Origin of the sequence: Arthrobacter sp. OAP107, assembly GCF_040546765.1 — a bacterium.
GTDB lineage: Bacteria > Actinomycetota > Actinomycetes > Actinomycetales > Micrococcaceae > Arthrobacter.
Window position 1 is genome coordinate 3,267,847 of record NZ_JBEPOK010000001.1, and the last position, 16,065, is coordinate 3,283,911.

General features: G+C 66.5%; 16 protein-coding genes and 6 tRNA genes. 18 read left to right on the forward strand and 4 right to left on the reverse strand.

The features are described from left to right. Positions 1–45 precede the first annotated feature (45 nt). Positions 46–891, reverse strand: coding sequence for a cytochrome (locus ABIE00_RS15075; RefSeq protein ID WP_354261569.1), 846 nt, complete (start codon positions 889–891; stop codon positions 46–48). A gap of 96 nt (positions 892–987) precedes the next feature. Continuing rightward, positions 988–1,059 (reverse strand) — tRNA-Val (locus ABIE00_RS15080). A gap of 307 nt (positions 1,060–1,366) precedes the next feature. Here ABIE00_RS15080 and ABIE00_RS15085 point away from each other — a divergent pair. The 6 genes from ABIE00_RS15085 (at position 1,367) to ABIE00_RS15110 (ending at position 2,321) form a co-directional block, all read left to right on the forward strand. Then, a tRNA-Gly gene (locus tag ABIE00_RS15085) sits at positions 1,367–1,439 on the forward strand. Positions 1,440–1,498: 59 nt separating this feature from the next. Beyond that, a tRNA-Cys gene (locus ABIE00_RS15090) sits at positions 1,499–1,569 on the forward strand. A 38-nt stretch (positions 1,570–1,607) separates the two neighbouring features. Further along, positions 1,608–1,682, forward strand: a tRNA-Val gene (locus ABIE00_RS15095). Positions 1,683–1,738: 56 nt separating this feature from the next. Then, positions 1,739–1,811, forward strand: a tRNA-Gly gene (locus tag ABIE00_RS15100). Positions 1,812–1,863: 52 nt separating this feature from the next. Next, a tRNA-Val gene (locus ABIE00_RS15105) sits at positions 1,864–1,935 on the forward strand. A 149-nt stretch (positions 1,936–2,084) separates the two neighbouring features. After that, a complete protein-coding gene (locus tag ABIE00_RS15110; protein WP_354261570.1) occupies positions 2,085–2,321 on the forward strand; it encodes an antitoxin in 237 nt (78 codons plus the stop codon). A gap of 90 nt (positions 2,322–2,411) precedes the next feature. On the opposite strand, the gene zapE is transcribed toward ABIE00_RS15110, so the two are convergent. Then, entirely contained in the window at positions 2,412–3,449 is a 1,038-nt protein-coding gene (zapE, locus tag ABIE00_RS15115; RefSeq protein WP_331574753.1) for a cell division protein ZapE, read from the reverse strand. A gap of 218 nt (positions 3,450–3,667) precedes the next feature. Between zapE and ABIE00_RS15120 the strand changes: the two genes are divergently transcribed. Genes ABIE00_RS15120 through ybaK form a run of 3 tightly spaced genes read left to right on the forward strand, consistent with a single transcriptional unit; the run spans position 3,668 to position 5,635 of the window. Beyond that, a complete protein-coding gene (locus ABIE00_RS15120; RefSeq protein WP_354261572.1) occupies positions 3,668–4,591 on the forward strand; it encodes a sulfurtransferase in 924 nt (307 codons plus the stop codon). 51 nt (positions 4,592–4,642) lie between these two features. Continuing rightward, the gene (locus tag ABIE00_RS15125; protein WP_354261574.1) at positions 4,643–5,101 is read left to right on the forward strand and encodes a SufE family protein; all 459 of its coding nucleotides are present in this window, start codon (positions 4,643–4,645) and stop codon (positions 5,099–5,101) included. Positions 5,102–5,113: 12 nt separating this feature from the next. After that, complete coding sequence (ybaK, locus tag ABIE00_RS15130; protein WP_354261576.1) at positions 5,114–5,635, forward strand: Cys-tRNA(Pro) deacylase; 522 nt, start codon at positions 5,114–5,116, stop codon at positions 5,633–5,635. Here the strand turns inward: ybaK and ABIE00_RS15135 are convergent. Continuing rightward, entirely contained in the window at positions 5,632–6,909 is a 1,278-nt protein-coding gene (locus ABIE00_RS15135) for an alpha/beta hydrolase family protein (protein ID WP_354263374.1), read from the reverse strand. The two genes, ybaK and ABIE00_RS15135, sit on opposite strands and share 4 nt — an antisense overlap. 116 nt (positions 6,910–7,025) lie before the next feature. Between ABIE00_RS15135 and ABIE00_RS15140 the strand changes: the two genes are divergently transcribed. The 9 genes from ABIE00_RS15140 (at position 7,026) to efeB (ending at position 16,034) form a co-directional block, all read left to right on the forward strand. Further along, positions 7,026–7,517, forward strand: a complete 492-nt coding sequence (locus tag ABIE00_RS15140; RefSeq protein ID WP_354261578.1) for a hypothetical protein — start codon at positions 7,026–7,028, stop codon at positions 7,515–7,517. Between the two features lie 14 nt (positions 7,518–7,531). Further along, the gene (gene msrB / locus ABIE00_RS15145) at positions 7,532–7,990 is read left to right on the forward strand and encodes a peptide-methionine (R)-S-oxide reductase MsrB (RefSeq protein WP_354261580.1); all 459 of its coding nucleotides are present in this window, start codon (positions 7,532–7,534) and stop codon (positions 7,988–7,990) included. Positions 7,991–8,149: 159 nt separating this feature from the next. Beyond that, positions 8,150–9,553 (forward strand): DUF6421 family protein, encoded by a 1,404-nt coding sequence (locus ABIE00_RS15150; RefSeq protein WP_354261582.1) that lies wholly within the window; start codon positions 8,150–8,152, stop codon positions 9,551–9,553. Beyond that, on the forward strand, positions 9,550–10,374 hold the full coding sequence (locus tag ABIE00_RS15155) for an SDR family NAD(P)-dependent oxidoreductase (RefSeq protein WP_354261584.1): 825 nt from the start codon (positions 9,550–9,552) through the stop codon (positions 10,372–10,374). Before ABIE00_RS15150 ends, ABIE00_RS15155 begins: the two co-directional genes overlap by 4 nt. A 21-nt stretch (positions 10,375–10,395) precedes the next feature. Next, a complete protein-coding gene (locus ABIE00_RS15160; protein ID WP_354263375.1) occupies positions 10,396–11,496 on the forward strand; it encodes a threonine aldolase family protein in 1,101 nt (366 codons plus the stop codon). A 68-nt stretch (positions 11,497–11,564) separates the two neighbouring features. Further along, positions 11,565–12,257 (forward strand): DUF3000 domain-containing protein, encoded by a 693-nt coding sequence (locus ABIE00_RS15165; RefSeq protein ID WP_354263376.1) that lies wholly within the window; start codon positions 11,565–11,567, stop codon positions 12,255–12,257. 236 nt (positions 12,258–12,493) lie between these two features. Then, on the forward strand, positions 12,494–13,348 hold the full coding sequence (gene efeU, locus ABIE00_RS15170; RefSeq protein WP_354261586.1) for an iron uptake transporter permease EfeU: 855 nt from the start codon (positions 12,494–12,496) through the stop codon (positions 13,346–13,348). A 125-nt stretch (positions 13,349–13,473) separates the two neighbouring features. Continuing rightward, on the forward strand, positions 13,474–14,670 hold the full coding sequence (gene efeO / locus ABIE00_RS15175) for an iron uptake system protein EfeO (RefSeq protein WP_354261588.1): 1,197 nt from the start codon (positions 13,474–13,476) through the stop codon (positions 14,668–14,670). Then, the gene (efeB, locus tag ABIE00_RS15180) at positions 14,667–16,034 is read left to right on the forward strand and encodes an iron uptake transporter deferrochelatase/peroxidase subunit (RefSeq protein ID WP_354261590.1); all 1,368 of its coding nucleotides are present in this window, start codon (positions 14,667–14,669) and stop codon (positions 16,032–16,034) included. Before efeO ends, efeB begins: the two co-directional genes overlap by 4 nt. Positions 16,035–16,065 lie beyond the last annotated feature (31 nt).

Consider the following 16,065-nt stretch of genomic DNA (forward strand, 5'->3'; position numbering starts at 1 on the left):
TCCGGCCGGCGTCGAACTGTGGAAGAGCGTCGAACTCCGGAGGAGTCAGGAGTAGACCGGCGGCGCCAACGGCAGCAGCGCGGGTCCGGCACTGACAGTGTCCGCGGACATTTCCCATACCCGGCGCAGGGCACAAAACTTCCACCAGTGGTGCTTCAGGACTTCGGGATTGGCGCGGACGGGCCGGACTTCGGTTTCACCGATTGCGACGGCGAGCAGCACCGGGCCATCGCCGTGCTGCCATGGCTCCCACTCCCCTGCCACCGGATCCACCAGGCTTTCCTCCGCCTTCATCCCGGCAACAAGCTGCATGACCACTTTGTCGTCCAGGGGCTTGACCTGGCCGTCGCGCGTCGTTCCCTTGGTCTTGTAGTCGATGAGGCAGGTGCGGCCGTTGATCTTCGCTACCAGGTCCAGCGTCCCTGCATAGCCCACGGTCTTGTTCCACACGGTGATCTCCGGAGCGATCGGCTCCACCCGGAACAGCTCCCACCACTCGTCGAAGCGGGCGGCGAAGGCTTCCTCGCCGTTGGAAGCCAGCGCTTCCCGGGCTTCCTTCATCTGGTGAGGCCGGCCAAGCACACGCAGCGCCACCTGCTCGCAGTAGTAATGCACCCGGTCCCCGCGCTGCGCGGCCTCGTCCCGGTAGGTTTCGGCCGCCTTAGCCGCTCGGTTCACCGCCTGCCGCACCCGCGCGGGGCTGCCCAGGATCTCGGGCAGGGAGGGATCCTTGGCCAGGCTGCTGGCGCCCATGTAGCCGAACCAGCCGTCCAGCCCGTGGGCCTGCTGCCCGATGACGGTGGTAATGGAGGGAACCGTGAACTGCTCCGTGGTGGAGCGGGCATACATGCGGCCATATTCCGTGGCGTGGGCAAGGAGCGGAGCGGTCATGGTGAGACTCTTTCACGGGGGTCAGACATTGATGCGGAAACAGAAAAGCCCGCCCCTCCCAGTTTTATCTCCTGGGCTGAACGGACTTTCCATCGGTGGGCGATACTGGGTTCGAACCAGTGACCTCTTCGGTGTGAACGAAGCGCGCTACCACTGCGCCAATCGCCCCGATGCATTTGAATGCTAGCGGACGTTTGGGGGTAAACGGAAATCGGCGCATAGACCATCGGAAAAGGTCAGTCGGGCGAGGTGCATGAGCAAGGCCCAAGGCCCGGACGAAAACGGAACCAGCCAGCCCTGCCCTCGGGAACTACACCCCTGTAATTCGAAAATTTCCCTAGAATTCAAGGAAGTACGGCTTCCCCGGCCATGTGCCCGGCACTCGATTTGGAGTTTCCCGGAACCTCCTATAGAGTTCTTACTCGTTGGAACGCGACGAACTGCCGAATACGGCAAGGAATCACGGCTCCGAAATGCGGACGTAGCTCAGCTGGTAGAGCACCACCTTGCCAAGGTGGATGTCGCGAGTTCGAATCTCGTCGTCCGCTCGCAGGACACTGTCATGGCGCGGATCCCGGAAGTTGATTCCAGGAATCGAGGCCTACACGGTGGGTTGGCCGAGAGGCGAGGCAGCGGCCTGCAAAGCCGTATACACGGGTTCGAATCCCGTACCCACCTCGGTGAAAACCATGGTTTCCGGTGTTTCCGGATGCAATGGGCGATTGGCGCAGCGGTAGCGCGCTTCCCTGACACGGAAGAGGTCACTGGTTCGATCCCAGTATCGCCCACCAGAGCAAGGCAACTTGCTTGTAGCTGAACGTTTGGCCACCTGGCCAAACTTCAAAATGCGGACGTAGCTCAGCTGGTAGAGCACCACCTTGCCAAGGTGGATGTCGCGAGTTCGAATCTCGTCGTCCGCTCTCTTGATCCTTAGGGATCCGAACCCAGGATACCGCCGGCTTCACCGGCTCCGGGCGATTGGCGCAGCGGTAGCGCGCTTCCCTGACACGGAAGAGGTCACTGGTTCGATCCCAGTATCGCCCACGAAACAAAAGCAGCTCCCCGGAGCTGCTTTTTTCTTGCCCTCATACTGTTTGACAGGACTTGTCAAGAACTCCTTGGCAGGCACCGCCTTCAAGGCTAGGATCGAATGCGGAGGAGCGAACTGGCTCCGCGATTGAAGGGAGGTGCTCGTGGGTTTACTTGACGATCTTAAGGGCAAAGCTCAGGGTCTGATCCGCGGCAACGAGCAGGCCATCAAGGACGGCATCAACAAGGCCGGTGATTTTGTCGACTCCAAGACGGGCGGCAAATACACCGGCCAGGTAGATCAGGTCCAGGCTGGCGCTTCCACTCTCGTTGACAAAGCCAATGAGAGGCCAACGCAGGGACCGGCGGACAGCGTGCCGCCGGCTGAGAAGGCTCCGTAGCCAGGACTTACCGGGCTTCGCCCCAAAACGTCAAAAAGGTGCCGGTCCCGCCGAGAGGCGGCGCCGGCACCTTTCGTGTCTCCGGAGAAATTACGAGGGCTCGTGGTTCTGGCCTTCGCGGGCCAGCGCGGTAAGCCGGGAAACCGCCCTGAAGTACTTCTTCATGTAGCCGCCGGTCATCATGTCCTCGGTGAACAGCTTGTCGAAGGGAACGCCGCTGGCAAGGATCGGTACGTCCTTGTCGTAGAGGCGGTCGGCGAGCACCACGAACCTCAGCGCCACGGCCTGCTCGGTGATGGTTTCCACGTCCCGCCAGACAACTCCGTCCACACCGTCAATCAGCTTCCTGTAGCGGCTCGGGTGGACGCCCGCGAGATGTGATATGAGGGTGCCGAAGTCATCCTCGGCAACGGTCTTGCCGTCAAACTCCGCCTTCATGTGGGCGTGCAGTTCGCTGTTCCGCAGCGGCGCCGGCGCGGCCGGCAGGCCACGGTGGCGGAAGTCCTCGCCGTCGATCCTGATGACATCGAACTGGTCCGCCAGGACCTGGATTTCACGCTGGAAGTCCACGGCGGCAAAGCGGCCGTCGCCCAGCGAGCCCGGCAGGGTGTTGGAGGTGGCCGCGAGCTTCACGCCGGCGTCGGCCAGTTCACGCATCAGGCGGGACATCAGGACGGTGTCCCCCGGATCGTCCAGTTCGAACTCGTCAATGCAGACAAGTTTGTAGGAGCTCAGAGCCTCAACGGTTTTCCGGAAGGACAGGGCGCCCACCAGGTTGGTGTATTCCACAAAGGTGCCGAAGGCCTTGGGCCCGGGTGCAGCGTGCCAGAGCGAGGCCAGCAGGTGGGTTTTTCCGACACCGAACCCGCCGTCAAGGTAAATCCCGGCGCGGGTCGTGTCCTTCTTACCGAACAGCTTCTTGAACAGTCCCCCGCCGTCGCCGGCGCCGACGCCACCCGCGAAAGACTGCAGCGCGTTCACTGCTGCCGCCTGGCTGGGCTGCTTCGGGTCAGGCCGGTAGCTTGCAAAGGACACCTGCCCAAACCTGGGCGATGGGTAGAAACCTTTGAGGAGCTCATCCACCGACACCGCCGGCGTCCGGGTGGCGAGCTTTTCGATCTGTACCAAGGTGGTCCATTCTGCTGGTGATTTGTCCCCAGCAAGAATACCGGCATTGGCAGCCCGCCCCGCGGGCAACGCCTTACTGCCGGCAATGCCGTGAGCAAGCACACATTTCGTCCTGTTAACACACAGGAGCATTCCGACCGGCCCGTGGCTAGTGTTGGAGCAGTGACCCGCCGTCCCCCGGCGGTCTGCCCTGACCGTTTCAGTGAAAGGCCATACGCATGTCCTACCCCGTTGAACAGAACGAGAAGTTCGCCGCCTACGCGCACCCGGAGCGGCTTGTTTCCACCGAGTGGCTGGCTGCGGCCATCGATGCCGGCGCCCTTAACGACGGCAGGCTCGTCGTCGTCGAGTCCGATGAAGACGTCCTGCTGTACGAAACCGGCCACATTCCCGGCGCGGTCAAGATCGACTGGCACACCGACCTGAACGACGAAGTAACCCGCGACTACGTGGAGGGCGAGGCGTTTGCCGCTCTGGCCGCCGCCAAGGGCATTTCCCGCGACGCCACCGTGGTCATCTACGGCGACAAGTCCAACTGGTGGGCCGCCTACGCCCTCTGGGTCTTCAGCCTGTTCGGCCACGAGGATGTCCGCCTGCTGGACGGCGGCCGCGACAAGTGGATCGCCGAAGGCCGTGCGCTGACCACCGACATCCCCACCCCGGCCGTGGCCGACTACCCCGTGGTGGAGCGCGACGACACCCCGATCCGCGCCTTCAAGGAAGACGTCCTGGCCCACCTGGGCAAGCCGCTGATCGACGTCCGCTCCCCCGAGGAATACACCGGCCAGCGCACCCACATGCCCGCCTACCCCGAAGAAGGCGCGCTGCGCGGCGGCCACATTCCCACCGCGGCGTCCATCCCGTGGGCACGGGCGGCAGCAGAGGACGGCACCTATCGCAGCCGCGCCGAGCTTGAGGCGCTGTACCTGGGCGAGGCCGGACTCACCGAGGGCGACGACGTCGTGGCCTACTGCCGCATTGGCGAACGCTCCAGCCACACCTGGTTCGCGCTGAAGTTCCTCCTGGGCTTCGAAACCGTCCGCAACTACGACGGCTCCTGGACCGAATGGGGCAACGCTGTCCGCGTCCCGATTGCCAAGGGCGCGGAACGCGGCTCGGTGCCGGCAGTTGCCGCACGGTAATTCCGCCGTAAAAAAGCGGCGGACGGGGACAACCTGCGTAAGCTGGAAGTGATGAGTACTCAAGCACTTCCCACCGCCCTGGCGGAGATTGTCGACGACTTCCAGGCACTGAGCGAGCCCGAGCGGCTGCAGCTCCTGCTGGAGTTTTCCCGCGGCCTGCCGGAGCTTCCGGAGCGCCTGAACAACCACCCCGAGCTGCTGGAGCAGGTGGTGGAATGCCAGTCACCCCTTTTCCTCACCATAGAGATGGAAAAGAACGACGGCGGTTCCCCCGCCTTCCGGCTGTTCTTCAAGGCGCCGCCGGAGGCCCCCACAACCCGTGGTTTCGCCGGAGTGCTGCACGAAGGTCTGGACGGCCTCACCGCCGAGGAGATCCTGGCCGTTCCCGACGATATGCCGGAACTGCTCGGCCTGACCCGCGCCATCACGCCGCTGCGCATGCGCGGCATGACCGCGATGCTCGGGCGCATCAAGCGCAAGGTGGCCGCCGCGGCCCGGCTCTACGCCTAGGCACCGGACCGGATGGCGCGCAAGAACACGTCGCAGGGAACGCCTGCCACAGCCGTACTGGCTGCGGCGGGCGTTTCCTTTAACCTGCACCCCTACAGCCACGATCCGGCCGCAGCCAGTTACGGCATGGAGGCGGCCGAGGTCCTGGGCATCGACCCGGCAAGGGTCTTCAAGACGCTCATGGTGGAGGTGGACGGCAAACTGGCGGTCGGCGTCGTGCCTGTCAGCGGAAGCCTGGACCTGAAAGCGATAGCTGCTGCGCTGGGCAGCAAGAAGGCCGCCATGGCGGATCCGGCGGCGGCCGAACGTCGCACCGGCTACGTCCTGGGCGGAATTTCGCCCCTGGGGCAGCGGCAGCCCTCCCCCACCGTCATCGACGAAAGTGCCCTCGCGCTGGACACCATCCTCGTGTCCGGGGGCCGGCGCGGCCTGGACATCGAACTGGATCCCCGCGACCTGGTGCGCCTCACCAAGGCCGTCACAGCCACGATCGGAACAGCCTCCCAGGCACACCTTGAACGGGGGTCAGGCTAGACGGGTGCAGGCTGACCCGGTTCCGGCTGGCCCGGGTTCCGGCGTGGCGCCAGCTGCTGCTGCAGCCACGCCCGGACGAGGCCTTCCCAGCGGGCCGGATCGGCGTTCCACTCCTTGGCATGCCGAGCCCCTTCGAACGGCTCGAACGTGACCATCTCCGGGTTCTTTTCCGCGAGCTGGGCCGACGGCTGGTAGGGAACGTATTCGTCGTCCACGCTGTGGATGATGAGCGTCGGCGTCCGGAGCTCAACGGCACGCGACACCCAGTCCATGGATTTCAGGTCCACTGGCGCAGCCAGCCCGGTGAGCCGGCGGCCCACCTTGTGCCCCATCATCAGCTGGCCGTACCGGCCAACGGCCGAGGGGATCCGGTTCAGCTCCGCATGGTGGGCCAGCACATTCACCCAGTCGATCACGGGCGCATCAAGCACCATGGCCCGGATGACGTGCCTGTGCTCCGACAGGTCCGCGGTCTGCAGGCAGATGGCCCCTCCCATCGACCAGCCAAAGAGCACAACCTCCCGGGCGCCGCGGCCCAGGGCAAAGGCGATGGCAGCGTCGATGTCCCGCCACTCCGTGGAGCCAAGCCCGTACCGGCCGTCGAATGCTGCCGGCGCCAGGCCGTCGTTCCGGTAGGAAACCAGGAGATTGGGCAGTCCGAGCTCGTGGGCCACGCGCGCTCCACGAAGACACTCCTGCCGGGTGGCCCCGCGCCCGTGGACCATGATGGCCCAGGTTTCAGCGCCGGCATCGCCCGGGATCAGCCAGCCGGGGGCTGTTCCGCCCTCGACCTTGATGGCTACGTCCTCGGAGGCCAGCCCGACGTCGGAGGGATGCTGGTACGTGGCGCCACCCCACCAGCCGCGCCCCGCGGATTCAAGGTTGCCGCTGTAGACGGCCTCCACCTCGCGCAGCACGGTGCGCTCGGCCGGGGAATAGGAAAGGATCCTGCCGATCCGGGCATGCCCGGCACCGGCGTCGAAGAAGAGGCTGTACACGCCATTGTGTGTTGTCTCCGGTGTGGCCGCGAGGATGACCTGCAGGTCCCGGCCTTCCCTGATGACCGCCAGGATTTCTTGGTCCGCCGCCCGCACCCGGGCGGGGGTGAGCACGCGGCGGGCAAAGTAGAGCGCGAGGGCGGATGATCCGGCACCGAGCAGGGCAGCCGCGCTGCCGCCGGCGATGATTCCCCCGAGTGTCCACTTCGCCCTCAGGGTCATTGCATTGCCCTGGGAAGCGGACGGGGTTGTCAAAGCGGCCTGCGCGGAATCCATGACTCCCATCTTGACGGATCCTAACCGTTACGGCACATTCGGGCCGACGGCGGGCGGAGCAAATGCGTGCGGGCCAAATACATGCGGCCACTGGCAGGCGGGACTAGGCTGATGCCATGAGCGATCCAATCGTCATTCTGACTGAAGAGCCGCTGGGTGCGGACGACCGCGTGAACATTGAACGCCTGGTGGACGGGGGTGACGCGCCCTTGGTTGTGCTGGTGCCGGCCAACACGGAACGGCATCTGCTCGTGGATTTCCTCGAGAACCTCTCGATGCTGGACATTGCCAAGGCTTTCCGCGAGTTGACCTCCCATGCCCCCGACCCTGCGGAGGAACGGGCAGCCGCGGACGCCACGCTCGCCACCTCGGTCAGCGCACTCGAAGGCCTCGGCGGCGGAGTTGCCGGCGAGGTGGTGGGAGGCGGCGCCGTGAACGGCCTCGTGGCCAAGGTCAAGGAGCTGGGGGCCGCCCAGGCAGTCGTCATCACCAGGCCACATGCCGTGTCGGACACCTTCCATACCGACTGGGCCAACCGGGCGCAGGACAAGCTGGGGCTTCCGGTGCTGCACCTGTACGCCGGCTCGGGATTTATCGGGGACTCTTGAGCGTTGGTCCGACTATGAGCACCCCTGAAAAATCCGAACTCACCAACTCCGCGGCAACCCCCGCCACCAGCCGGTCCGACGAAGACTGGCGGCAGGAACTGACTCCGGAGGAGTACCACGTGCTGCGCCAGGCCGGCACGGAACGCCCGTACACCGGCGAATACTGGGACACCCACACCGCCGGGGTCTACAACTGCCGGGCGTGCGGGACAGAACTGTTCACCAGCAAGGAAAAGTTCGATTCGCACTGCGGCTGGCCGTCCTTCTGGGCCCCGCTGGCCGAAGGGCGCGTCCGGTACATCCACGACCGGACCCTCGGCATGGACCGCATCGAGGTCCGGTGCGCCAACTGCGACTCGCACCTCGGGCACGTGTTCGAGGGTGAAGGGTACGGAACCCCGACCGACCAGCGGTATTGCATCAACTCCATCTCACTGAAATTGGTTCCGGCCGCCGGGGATGCCCAGCCCTGAGGCTTGTCCCCTGAGGTTGCCGGGCGCTGCGCCTAGGGGTTATTTGGACAGCCTCGAGCGCTACAGTTTCTTATGCTCGAGCCTTTGATCGATTAGGAAGCCTGTCTGCTTGCTACGCTCGCCGTAGAAGCTCAGATAACCCGAAAGGCGAGGCCAGCGATGACCGTAACCGTACACACAGCACCAGCCCGAATCTCCGCAGAACACCCGGAATGGCAGCGTCTCAAGGCCGCGGCTATTGCCCTGCGGCAGCTCCAGGTGCAGGACGGTTCGATTCCAGACCAGACCCTCCACGCGGCAGCGCAGGGCCACGTCGAAGCCCTTGTCACTGCCACCGAGGCGCTGGCACCGGCGTTCCCCCACGATTCCCTGTACCTGGATCTGGTGTGCCGCGACTTTGGCCGCTGGGCCAGGGACGGGTTCGGTGTGCCCGACTTCCTCGACTCCCTCCTGGCCTTCCAGCCGCAGACGGACCGCGAGAACGGCCTGCAGCACCTGGTGGTCTTCCCCATGTACACGCAGAACGGCAGCAGCAGCCGGCTCGTGGAGGCTGTCCTCATCGACGTGGTGTGGCCCGACTTCATTGCTGGCCTGGAACAGGGCGACTACTCGAACCGGCTGTTCGTGCCGATCCGGTTCATCGATTTCACTCCTGGCTACGACACCAACTCCGCAGTGCTGTTCCCCGAAACCGTGGGCGTGCGGGCGACGCCGCGGTTCACCTGGGGCGCCATCTTCGCGGACCGGGAAGCCGCACGCTTCCGCCGCGTCCTGCGGGCCGCCGCCGACATCACTTCGCTGGAACTGCCTGCAGCGGCTGCCGAACTCCTCGAGGACCAGGAGCTCACCGAAAAAACATTTGTCATGTGGGACCTGATCCACGACCGCACGCACATGCGCGGGGACCTGCCGTTCGATCCCTTCATGATCAAGCAGCGGATGCCGTTTTTCCTGTACTCCCTGGAGGAGCTGCGCTGCGACCTGACGGCCTTCCGGGAATCGGTGAAGATCGAAAAGGACGAGACCGCGGATCCGGAAGCCCGCCGGCACGCCAAGCTCGTGCAGTACGCCGTCATTTTCGACCGCATCTTCCGGTTCGCCATCACCGGCAGCCGGGTGCGCAACTACGACGGGCTCGGCGGCCAATTGCTGTTCGCGTGGCTGCACCAGCACCGCGTCCTCCACTGGACCGACAGCCGCCTGACCATCGACTGGGAGCACGTCGCCGGCGTCGTCGTGGAGCTGGGTGCCCGGATCGAGGAACTGTACTGGCGCTCCATCGACCGGCCCAAGACCGCCCACTGGCTGGCAGCGTATGAGCTGATCTCCGGCACCGTCACGCCGAACCCTGCTTCGGTGTGGGCCAAGGGGCCGGACGCCCTCCCCCTCGACGGGCCGCCGCGCGGGCTCACCGACCAGGTCCTGGACGACGAGTTCCCACTGTCCATGTTCTACGAGGCCCTCGAAAAGAAGATGCGCCCAGTCATCGAGTCCACCGCAGGCATTACCGGTTCCTCAGACTCTGCGCTGCCGGTGGACGGTCCGGCGGCGACGGCGGCATGACAGACCCCAGCGTGGCCGGCACCGGCCTGAGTGATGACCGCCCACTGCGCGTGCTGGTTACGGGCGGCAGCGGACCGTCGGGCATCGCGGCCGCCCGTGCCCTGCTGCAGGCCGGCTTTGCCGTCTACAGCGTCGGTTCGGACAAGGCACGCATCGAGGCTGCTGCGGAAACGGCGGGCGGCGCCATCCCGCTCGTTTGCGACCTCGGCGACCTGGCCGCCGTGCGTGGACTGCAGCAGGAGCTCGCGCGCACGGCCGGAAGGATCGACGGCGTGATCCACCTGGTGGGCGGATGGCGCGGCGCGGAGGGCATCACCAGCCAGACCGACGAGGACTGGGATTTCCTTGAGCGCAGTGCCGTCACGACGCTCCGGAACGTGACCCGGGTCTTCTACGACGACCTCGCCGCCTCGCCCTGCGGACGGTTTGCCATGGTGTCCTCGACGGCGGTGGACAGTCCCGCCGCCGGCGTCGCCAACTACGTGGCGGCCAAAGCGGCCGCGGAAGCGTGGACCATGGCCGTGGCGGAGGGGTTCCGCCGTGAAAGCCAAGCCCCCACCAGCCGAGCCGACGGCGCCCAGCACAGCGCCGCCGTCGTCCTCGTGGTGAAGGCGCTGGTGGACGCAGGCATGCGCAGCAAGCAACCGGAACGGAAGTTCCCCGGCTACACCGACGTCGAGCAGCTGGCGGCGGCCGCCGTCGGACTCTTTAGCCGGCCGGCCGCGGACCTGAACGGGCAGCGGCTGATGCTGGCCCCGGAGCCCGCCAGCGCTGCAACCGCACAGAGTGCTGCAAGTACACACAGCGCACCAACTACCTAGACTGAAAGCGTGACCAACGAGATGACAACAACAGTTGAAACTGCCGCCAGCGGCACCCTGTCCAGGCTGCACGACGCCTCGGTGCGCGGCTTTGCCTCGGACAACTACTCGGGGGTGCATCCCGAGGTGCTGGCTGCGCTGGCCGCCGCCAACGAGGGGCACCAGGTTTCCTACGGCGAAGATGCCTACACGGCCCGCCTGCAGGAGCTGATGGAGGAACACTTCGGGCCGGGCATCGAGTGCTTCCCGGTGTTCAACGGCACGGGTGCCAACGTGCTGTCCCTGCAGTCGCTCCTCCCGCGCTGGGGTGCCGTGGTCTGCGCGTCGACGGCGCACATCAACATGGACGAGAACGGGGCACCGGAACGCGTCGGCGGCATCAAGCTGCTGCAGGTTCCCACGCCGGACGGCAAGCTGACACCGGAGCTCATTGACCGTGAGGCGTGGGGCTGGGGCGACGAGCACCGGGCCCAGCCGCTGGCCGTCTCCATCACCCAGACCACCGAACTGGGCACCTGCTACACGGCGGATGAAGTCCGGGCAATCGCCGAGCACGTCCATGCCAAGGGCATGAAGCTGCACATGGACGGCGCGCGGCTGGCCAACGCGGCGGCGCACCTGGGCGTTCCCCTCCGGGCCTTCACGCGCGACGCCGGCGTGGACATCCTGTCCTTCGGCGGAACCAAGAACGGGCTCCTGTTCGGCGAGGTGGTGGTGGCGTTGAACCCGGACGCTGCCCAGGGGCTGCTTTTCCTGCGAAAGATGAACATGCAGCTCGCCTCCAAGATGCGGTTCATGTCCGCCCAGTTCATCGCCCTGCTCGAGGGTGACCTGTGGCTCCGTTCGGCCGGCCACGCCAACGCCATGGCCGCGAGGCTGCGGGCCGCGGTGGACGGGATTGACGGAGTGGAGCCCACGCAGAAAACGGAATCCAACGGCGTCTTTGCGGTTTTGCCCGAGGGGGTGGCGGACAGGCTCCGGGAGTCCTTCCGCTTCTACGACTGGAACGAGGCCACCCGCGAGGTCCGCTGGATGTGCTCCTTCGACACCAGCGAGGAGGACGTCGATGCCTTCGTGGCGGCCATCAAGGCCGAAGTCGCCAGGCACGGGTCTGGCCAGTAACATGCGCGGGATTGCGTGAGCAGGCGGCGAGCCTGCCGGAACCGGCGGTTTTCAATGCGTACCCTGCCATTGTGAACGCACTTGCCCAGGTTCCCGCGAATTTCCTGTATGCGCTGGGAACGCTCCGCAAAGCACGCTGCCGCAGCGAGCTGCGCCTCGACGAGATCCCGGCGCCGGCCCGGCTGGCGCCGTTCGCCGTCGCCCTCGGCGCGGAGGTTATAATTCCGGGCGGCGGCAAGTCCAGCAGTACCGTGGACCGTTCACCGGTCCACGGTCCGGCGGCCATGGCGCTGGCCAGGTCGGCCGCCGCCGGAAGCTCCGCGGCCTCCACGGCAGACGATGACGACGGCGAGGAACTCGCCACCGGGCGCTTCATCCTGCTGCACGACCCCGACGGGTCCGCTGTGTGGGACGGCGAATTCCGGATCGTCACCTACATCCGCGCACAGCTGGATGCCGAGATGGGCAACGATGAAATGCTCGGCTCGGTAGCCTGGACCTGGCTCGTGGAAGCACTGGAAACCCACAACGCCCCCTATCGCGCGGCCGGCGGCACGGCCACCCGTGTGCTGTCCGAAAGCTTCGGAACGCTGGTGGACCGGCCGGCCTCGATCGACATTGAACTCCGTGCCTCATGGACTCCCGCCGGCGCCGACGTCCAGGCCCACCTCGAGGCGTGGTCGGACATGGTGTGCACCTTCGCCGGCCTTCCGCCGCTGCCCGACGGCGTCTCCGCACTTCCTCGCCGGCGCCGCAACTAGGCGCTGCCCGCATAGCGCTGCAGCTGAGCATATCGCGGCAGCTGAGCGCAGCCCCGGGACTGCTCTACATTGCACCGCCGGCACTGCTCTCTCCTGCCCAAAACAGTGCTGCCCCAACCGGTGGAGTAATTTCCGCAGTAATTACGGCACGATTCTTTTGCCTAATCGCCTTGGCCGTGTAAAGTCCCGTGCTTAGGTGAGCCTAAGACGGGCTCCTCCGGCAGAAGGTGCGTTACATGACAGCCAACTTCCTCATCGGCCTCCGGGAGGGCCTCGAGGCGACGCTCATCGTGGTCCTGCTGATGGCCTACCTGACCAAGAGCGGCCGGCGTGCGTTGCTCCCCCGGTTGTGGGCCGGAGTTGGAATCGCTGTCGCCGTGTCCGTTGGTTTCGGCGCGCTGCTGACCTTCGGCCCGCGCGGCCTCACCTTCGAAGCGCAGGAGGCGATCGGTGGTGGCCTGTCCATCGTCGCCGTCGGGCTGGTCACCTGGATGGTCTTCTGGATGGCGCGCACCGCCCGCACGCTCGGCAGCGAACTGCGCTCCCGCGTTGACGGCGTGGCCGACGGCGCCGCCTGGGGCCTGGTGCTTGTCGCGGCCCTGGCCGTCGGCCGCGAAGGCCTGGAGACAGCACTCTTCCTGTGGGCCGCAGCCCAGGCCAGCGGCGAATCCGGCACCCCGCTGTCCGGCGCCCTCCTGGGCCTCGCCGTGGCAGCAGGGCTCGGGTACCTGCTGCACCGCGGCGTCCTGAAGGTCAACCTTTCCCGCTTCTTCACCTGGACGGGCGTGGCCCTGGTGGTCATCGCCGGCGGCGTCCTCGCCTACGGCGTCCATGACCTGCAGGAGGCCGGCATCCTGCCGGGGCTGCACAGCCTCGCCTTCGACGTCTCAGCCGCCGTCCCGCCGTCGTCCTGGTACGGCACCCTGCTGAAGGGGACCCTGAACTTCTCCCCCGCCACCACGTGGCTGGAGGCAACCGCCTGGGTCCTGTACGCCGTCCCCGTCATGTTCTGCTACCTCCGCGCCAACTTCCGCCGCCGGCTCCGGCCGGCGGCGGAAACCCCTGCCGCAACTGCCGCCATCGCTTCCTGACGGACAGCTTCCTAACGGACACTTTCCTGACCGGCGGCTTCCCGACCGGCAGCGCCTGCTTCAACCAAACACCGCCCCCAAACCCCGCTGCATCCCCAACAGCCCCACACCTCCAAGGAATCCACATGCCAGGCTTGACCTCGCCCAAAACCCGCCGCACTGCCGGTGCCCGCCTCGCCGTCGTGGCAGCCACCGCAGTCCTCCCGCTGGCCCTCGCATCCTGCACCGACAACGCAAACGCCAACGCGACCGGCGCAACCGACGGACCCATCCAGGTGACCAGCACCGATACCGAGTGCAAAGTTTCCGCAGCCGTTGCCCCGAGCGGGAACCTGACCTTCGCCGTCAAGAACGACGGCGCCGAGGTCACCGAGTTTTACGTGCTCGCAGAAGACGGCCTGCGGATCGTGGCCGAGGTGGAGAACATCGGCCCCGGGATCACCCGCAACCTGGTGCTCACCGCGCCGGCCGGCAAGTACACCACCGCCTGCAAGCCGGGAATGCAGGGCGACGGCATTCGCGCCGACTTCACCGTCAAGGACTCCGGCAAGCAGGCCACCGCTGACGCCGACCACCAGAAGCTGGTGGACACCGGAGTCACCCAGTACACGGCCTACGTCAAGGACCAGACCGAGCAGCTGGTGGCCGGCACCAGGGAATTCGCCGCTGCCTACGCCGCCGGCGATGCCGCCAAGGCCAAGAGCCTGTACGCCGCCACGCGCATGCACTGGGAACGGATCGAACCCGTGGCCGAATCCTTCGGGGATCTCGATCCCAAGCTTGATGCCCGTGAGGCGGACCTGGAGCCGGGACAGAAGTGGACCGGGTGGCACCGTGCGGAGAAGGACCTGTTCCCGCCTGCCGGCTACAAGGCGCTGACCGCTGCCGAGCGCTCGGCAATCTCCAAGCAGCTGGTGGCCGACACCGGCGAACTCAGCACCCGCACCCGCACCGTGGAGCTCAGCGCGGACAAGCTGGGCAACGGCGCCAAGGAACTGCTGGATGAGGTGGCCCGTGGCAAGGTCACCGGCGAGGAGGAAATCTGGTCGCACACCGATCTCTGGGACTTCCAGGCCAACGTGGACGGCGCCCGGATCGCGTTCGAGAACCTCAAGCCCGCACTTGAGCAGAAGGACGCCGCGCTGGCCAAGGACCTCGACGCTAAATTCAGTGCCCTGCAGGCTGAGCTGAAGACACATGCCAAGGGCGACGGCTTCGCCTACTACAACGAGCTGAGCAAGGATGAGGTCCAGCAGCTCAGCGCCTTGGTGGATGCCCTCGGCGAGCCGCTGTCCAAGCTCACCGCGGCCGTGGTGCTGTGAGCGGCTGCCCCTTCGGCGGCGGCCAGCAGCCGCCAGCCGATGCGCACTCCGAGTCTTCCGTAGCGTCACCGGAGACGACCGACGGCGTCACTCGCCGCCTGTCCCGGCGCGGACTTCTCGGGCTGGCCGGCGTGGGCGGTGCGGGAGCGGTGGCGGGCATCGCCGCAGGCCTGCTCGGCCACGACGCCATCGCGGCCGCGGCAGCGCCGCCGGCCGCCAACGATTCCGTCATCCCCTTCTTCGGCGACCGGCAGGCCGGGATCACCACCGCTGCGCAGGACCGCCTCCACATGGCGGCATTCGACGTCACCACAGAAGACCGTGCGGCGCTGATCGAACTCCTCAAGGACTGGACCGCAGCCGCTGAGGCCATGACCGCCGGCCGCACCACCGGAGCCACCGGCGCCGTCGACGGCCCCTACGACGCCCCGCCGGAGGACACCGGCGAGGCTCTGGACCTGGACGCCGGACGGCTCACGCTCACGATTGGCTTCGGCGCCTCGCTGTTCGAGAAGGACCGCAAGGCCCGCTTCGGCCTTGGCGGAAAGCGTCCCGATGCCTTGATCGATCTGCCGCACTTCCCCGGTGATGCGCTGGAGCCGGCCCGGACGGGCGGCGACATCGTGGTGCAGGCCTGCGCCGACGATCCCCAGGTGGCCGTGCACGCCATCCGCAACCTGGCCCGCATCGGCTTCGGCAAGGCCCGCGTCCGCTGGTCCCAGCTGGGCTTCGGCCGGACGTCGTCGACGTCGCGCACGCAGCAGACCCCGCGCAACCTGTTCGGCTTCAAGGACGGGACCAACAACCTCAAGGCCGAGGACACCGCCCTGCTCGACGAGCACGTGTGGGCCGGCGCCGGATCCCGGGCAGGCGAGGCCTGGATGGCCGGCGGCAGCTACCTGGTGGCGCGGCGCATCCGGATGCATATCGAGATCTGGGACCGTACCTCACTCCGCGAACAGGAAGGCCTGATCGGCCGGACCAAAGGAGAAGGTGCACCGCTGTCCGGCGGCAAGGAGTTCACCGCCCCCAACTTCGCCATCAAGGGCAACGACGGCGAGCCGCTTATCGGCATGGACTCCCACGTCCGTCTGGCCCACGCGGACCAGAACGACGGCGTGCGGATGCTCCGCCGCGGGTACAACTACACCGACGGCTCGGACGGGCTGGGCCACCTCGACGCCGGGCTGTTCTTCATTGCCTTCGTCAAGGACCCGCGGACGCACTACGTGCCGATGCAAATGACCATGGCAAAGCAGGACGTCCTGGCCCTGGAATACCTCAAACACACGGGTTCCGGCCTCTTCGCCGTGCCGCCCGGGGTCAGGCAGGGCGGCTTCATCGGGGAGGGCCTCTTCGCCTGAGCTGAGTACATGTGGGCGGCGTTCGCCTAGG

Coding starts and splice junctions, on each gene's coding strand:
- ABIE00_RS15075 (WP_354261569.1), bottom strand. CDS start 891: ATGACCGCTCCGCTCCTTGCCCACGCCACGGAATATGGCCGCATGTAT.
- ABIE00_RS15120 (WP_354261572.1), top strand. CDS start 3,668: ATGTCCTACCCCGTTGAACAGAACGAGAAGTTCGCCGCCTACGCGCAC.
- ABIE00_RS15125 (WP_354261574.1), top strand. CDS start 4,643: ATGAGTACTCAAGCACTTCCCACCGCCCTGGCGGAGATTGTCGACGAC.
- ybaK (WP_354261576.1), top strand. CDS start 5,114: ATGGCGCGCAAGAACACGTCGCAGGGAACGCCTGCCACAGCCGTACTG.
- ABIE00_RS15135 (WP_354263374.1), bottom strand. CDS start 6,909: ATGGATTCCGCGCAGGCCGCTTTGACAACCCCGTCCGCTTCCCAGGGC.
- ABIE00_RS15140 (WP_354261578.1), top strand. CDS start 7,026: ATGAGCGATCCAATCGTCATTCTGACTGAAGAGCCGCTGGGTGCGGAC.
- msrB (WP_354261580.1), top strand. CDS start 7,532: ATGAGCACCCCTGAAAAATCCGAACTCACCAACTCCGCGGCAACCCCC.
- ABIE00_RS15150 (WP_354261582.1), top strand. CDS start 8,150: ATGACCGTAACCGTACACACAGCACCAGCCCGAATCTCCGCAGAACAC.
- ABIE00_RS15155 (WP_354261584.1), top strand. CDS start 9,550: ATGACAGACCCCAGCGTGGCCGGCACCGGCCTGAGTGATGACCGCCCA.
- ABIE00_RS15160 (WP_354263375.1), top strand. CDS start 10,396: ATGACAACAACAGTTGAAACTGCCGCCAGCGGCACCCTGTCCAGGCTG.
- efeU (WP_354261586.1), top strand. CDS start 12,494: ATGACAGCCAACTTCCTCATCGGCCTCCGGGAGGGCCTCGAGGCGACG.
- efeO (WP_354261588.1), top strand. CDS start 13,474: ATGCCAGGCTTGACCTCGCCCAAAACCCGCCGCACTGCCGGTGCCCGC.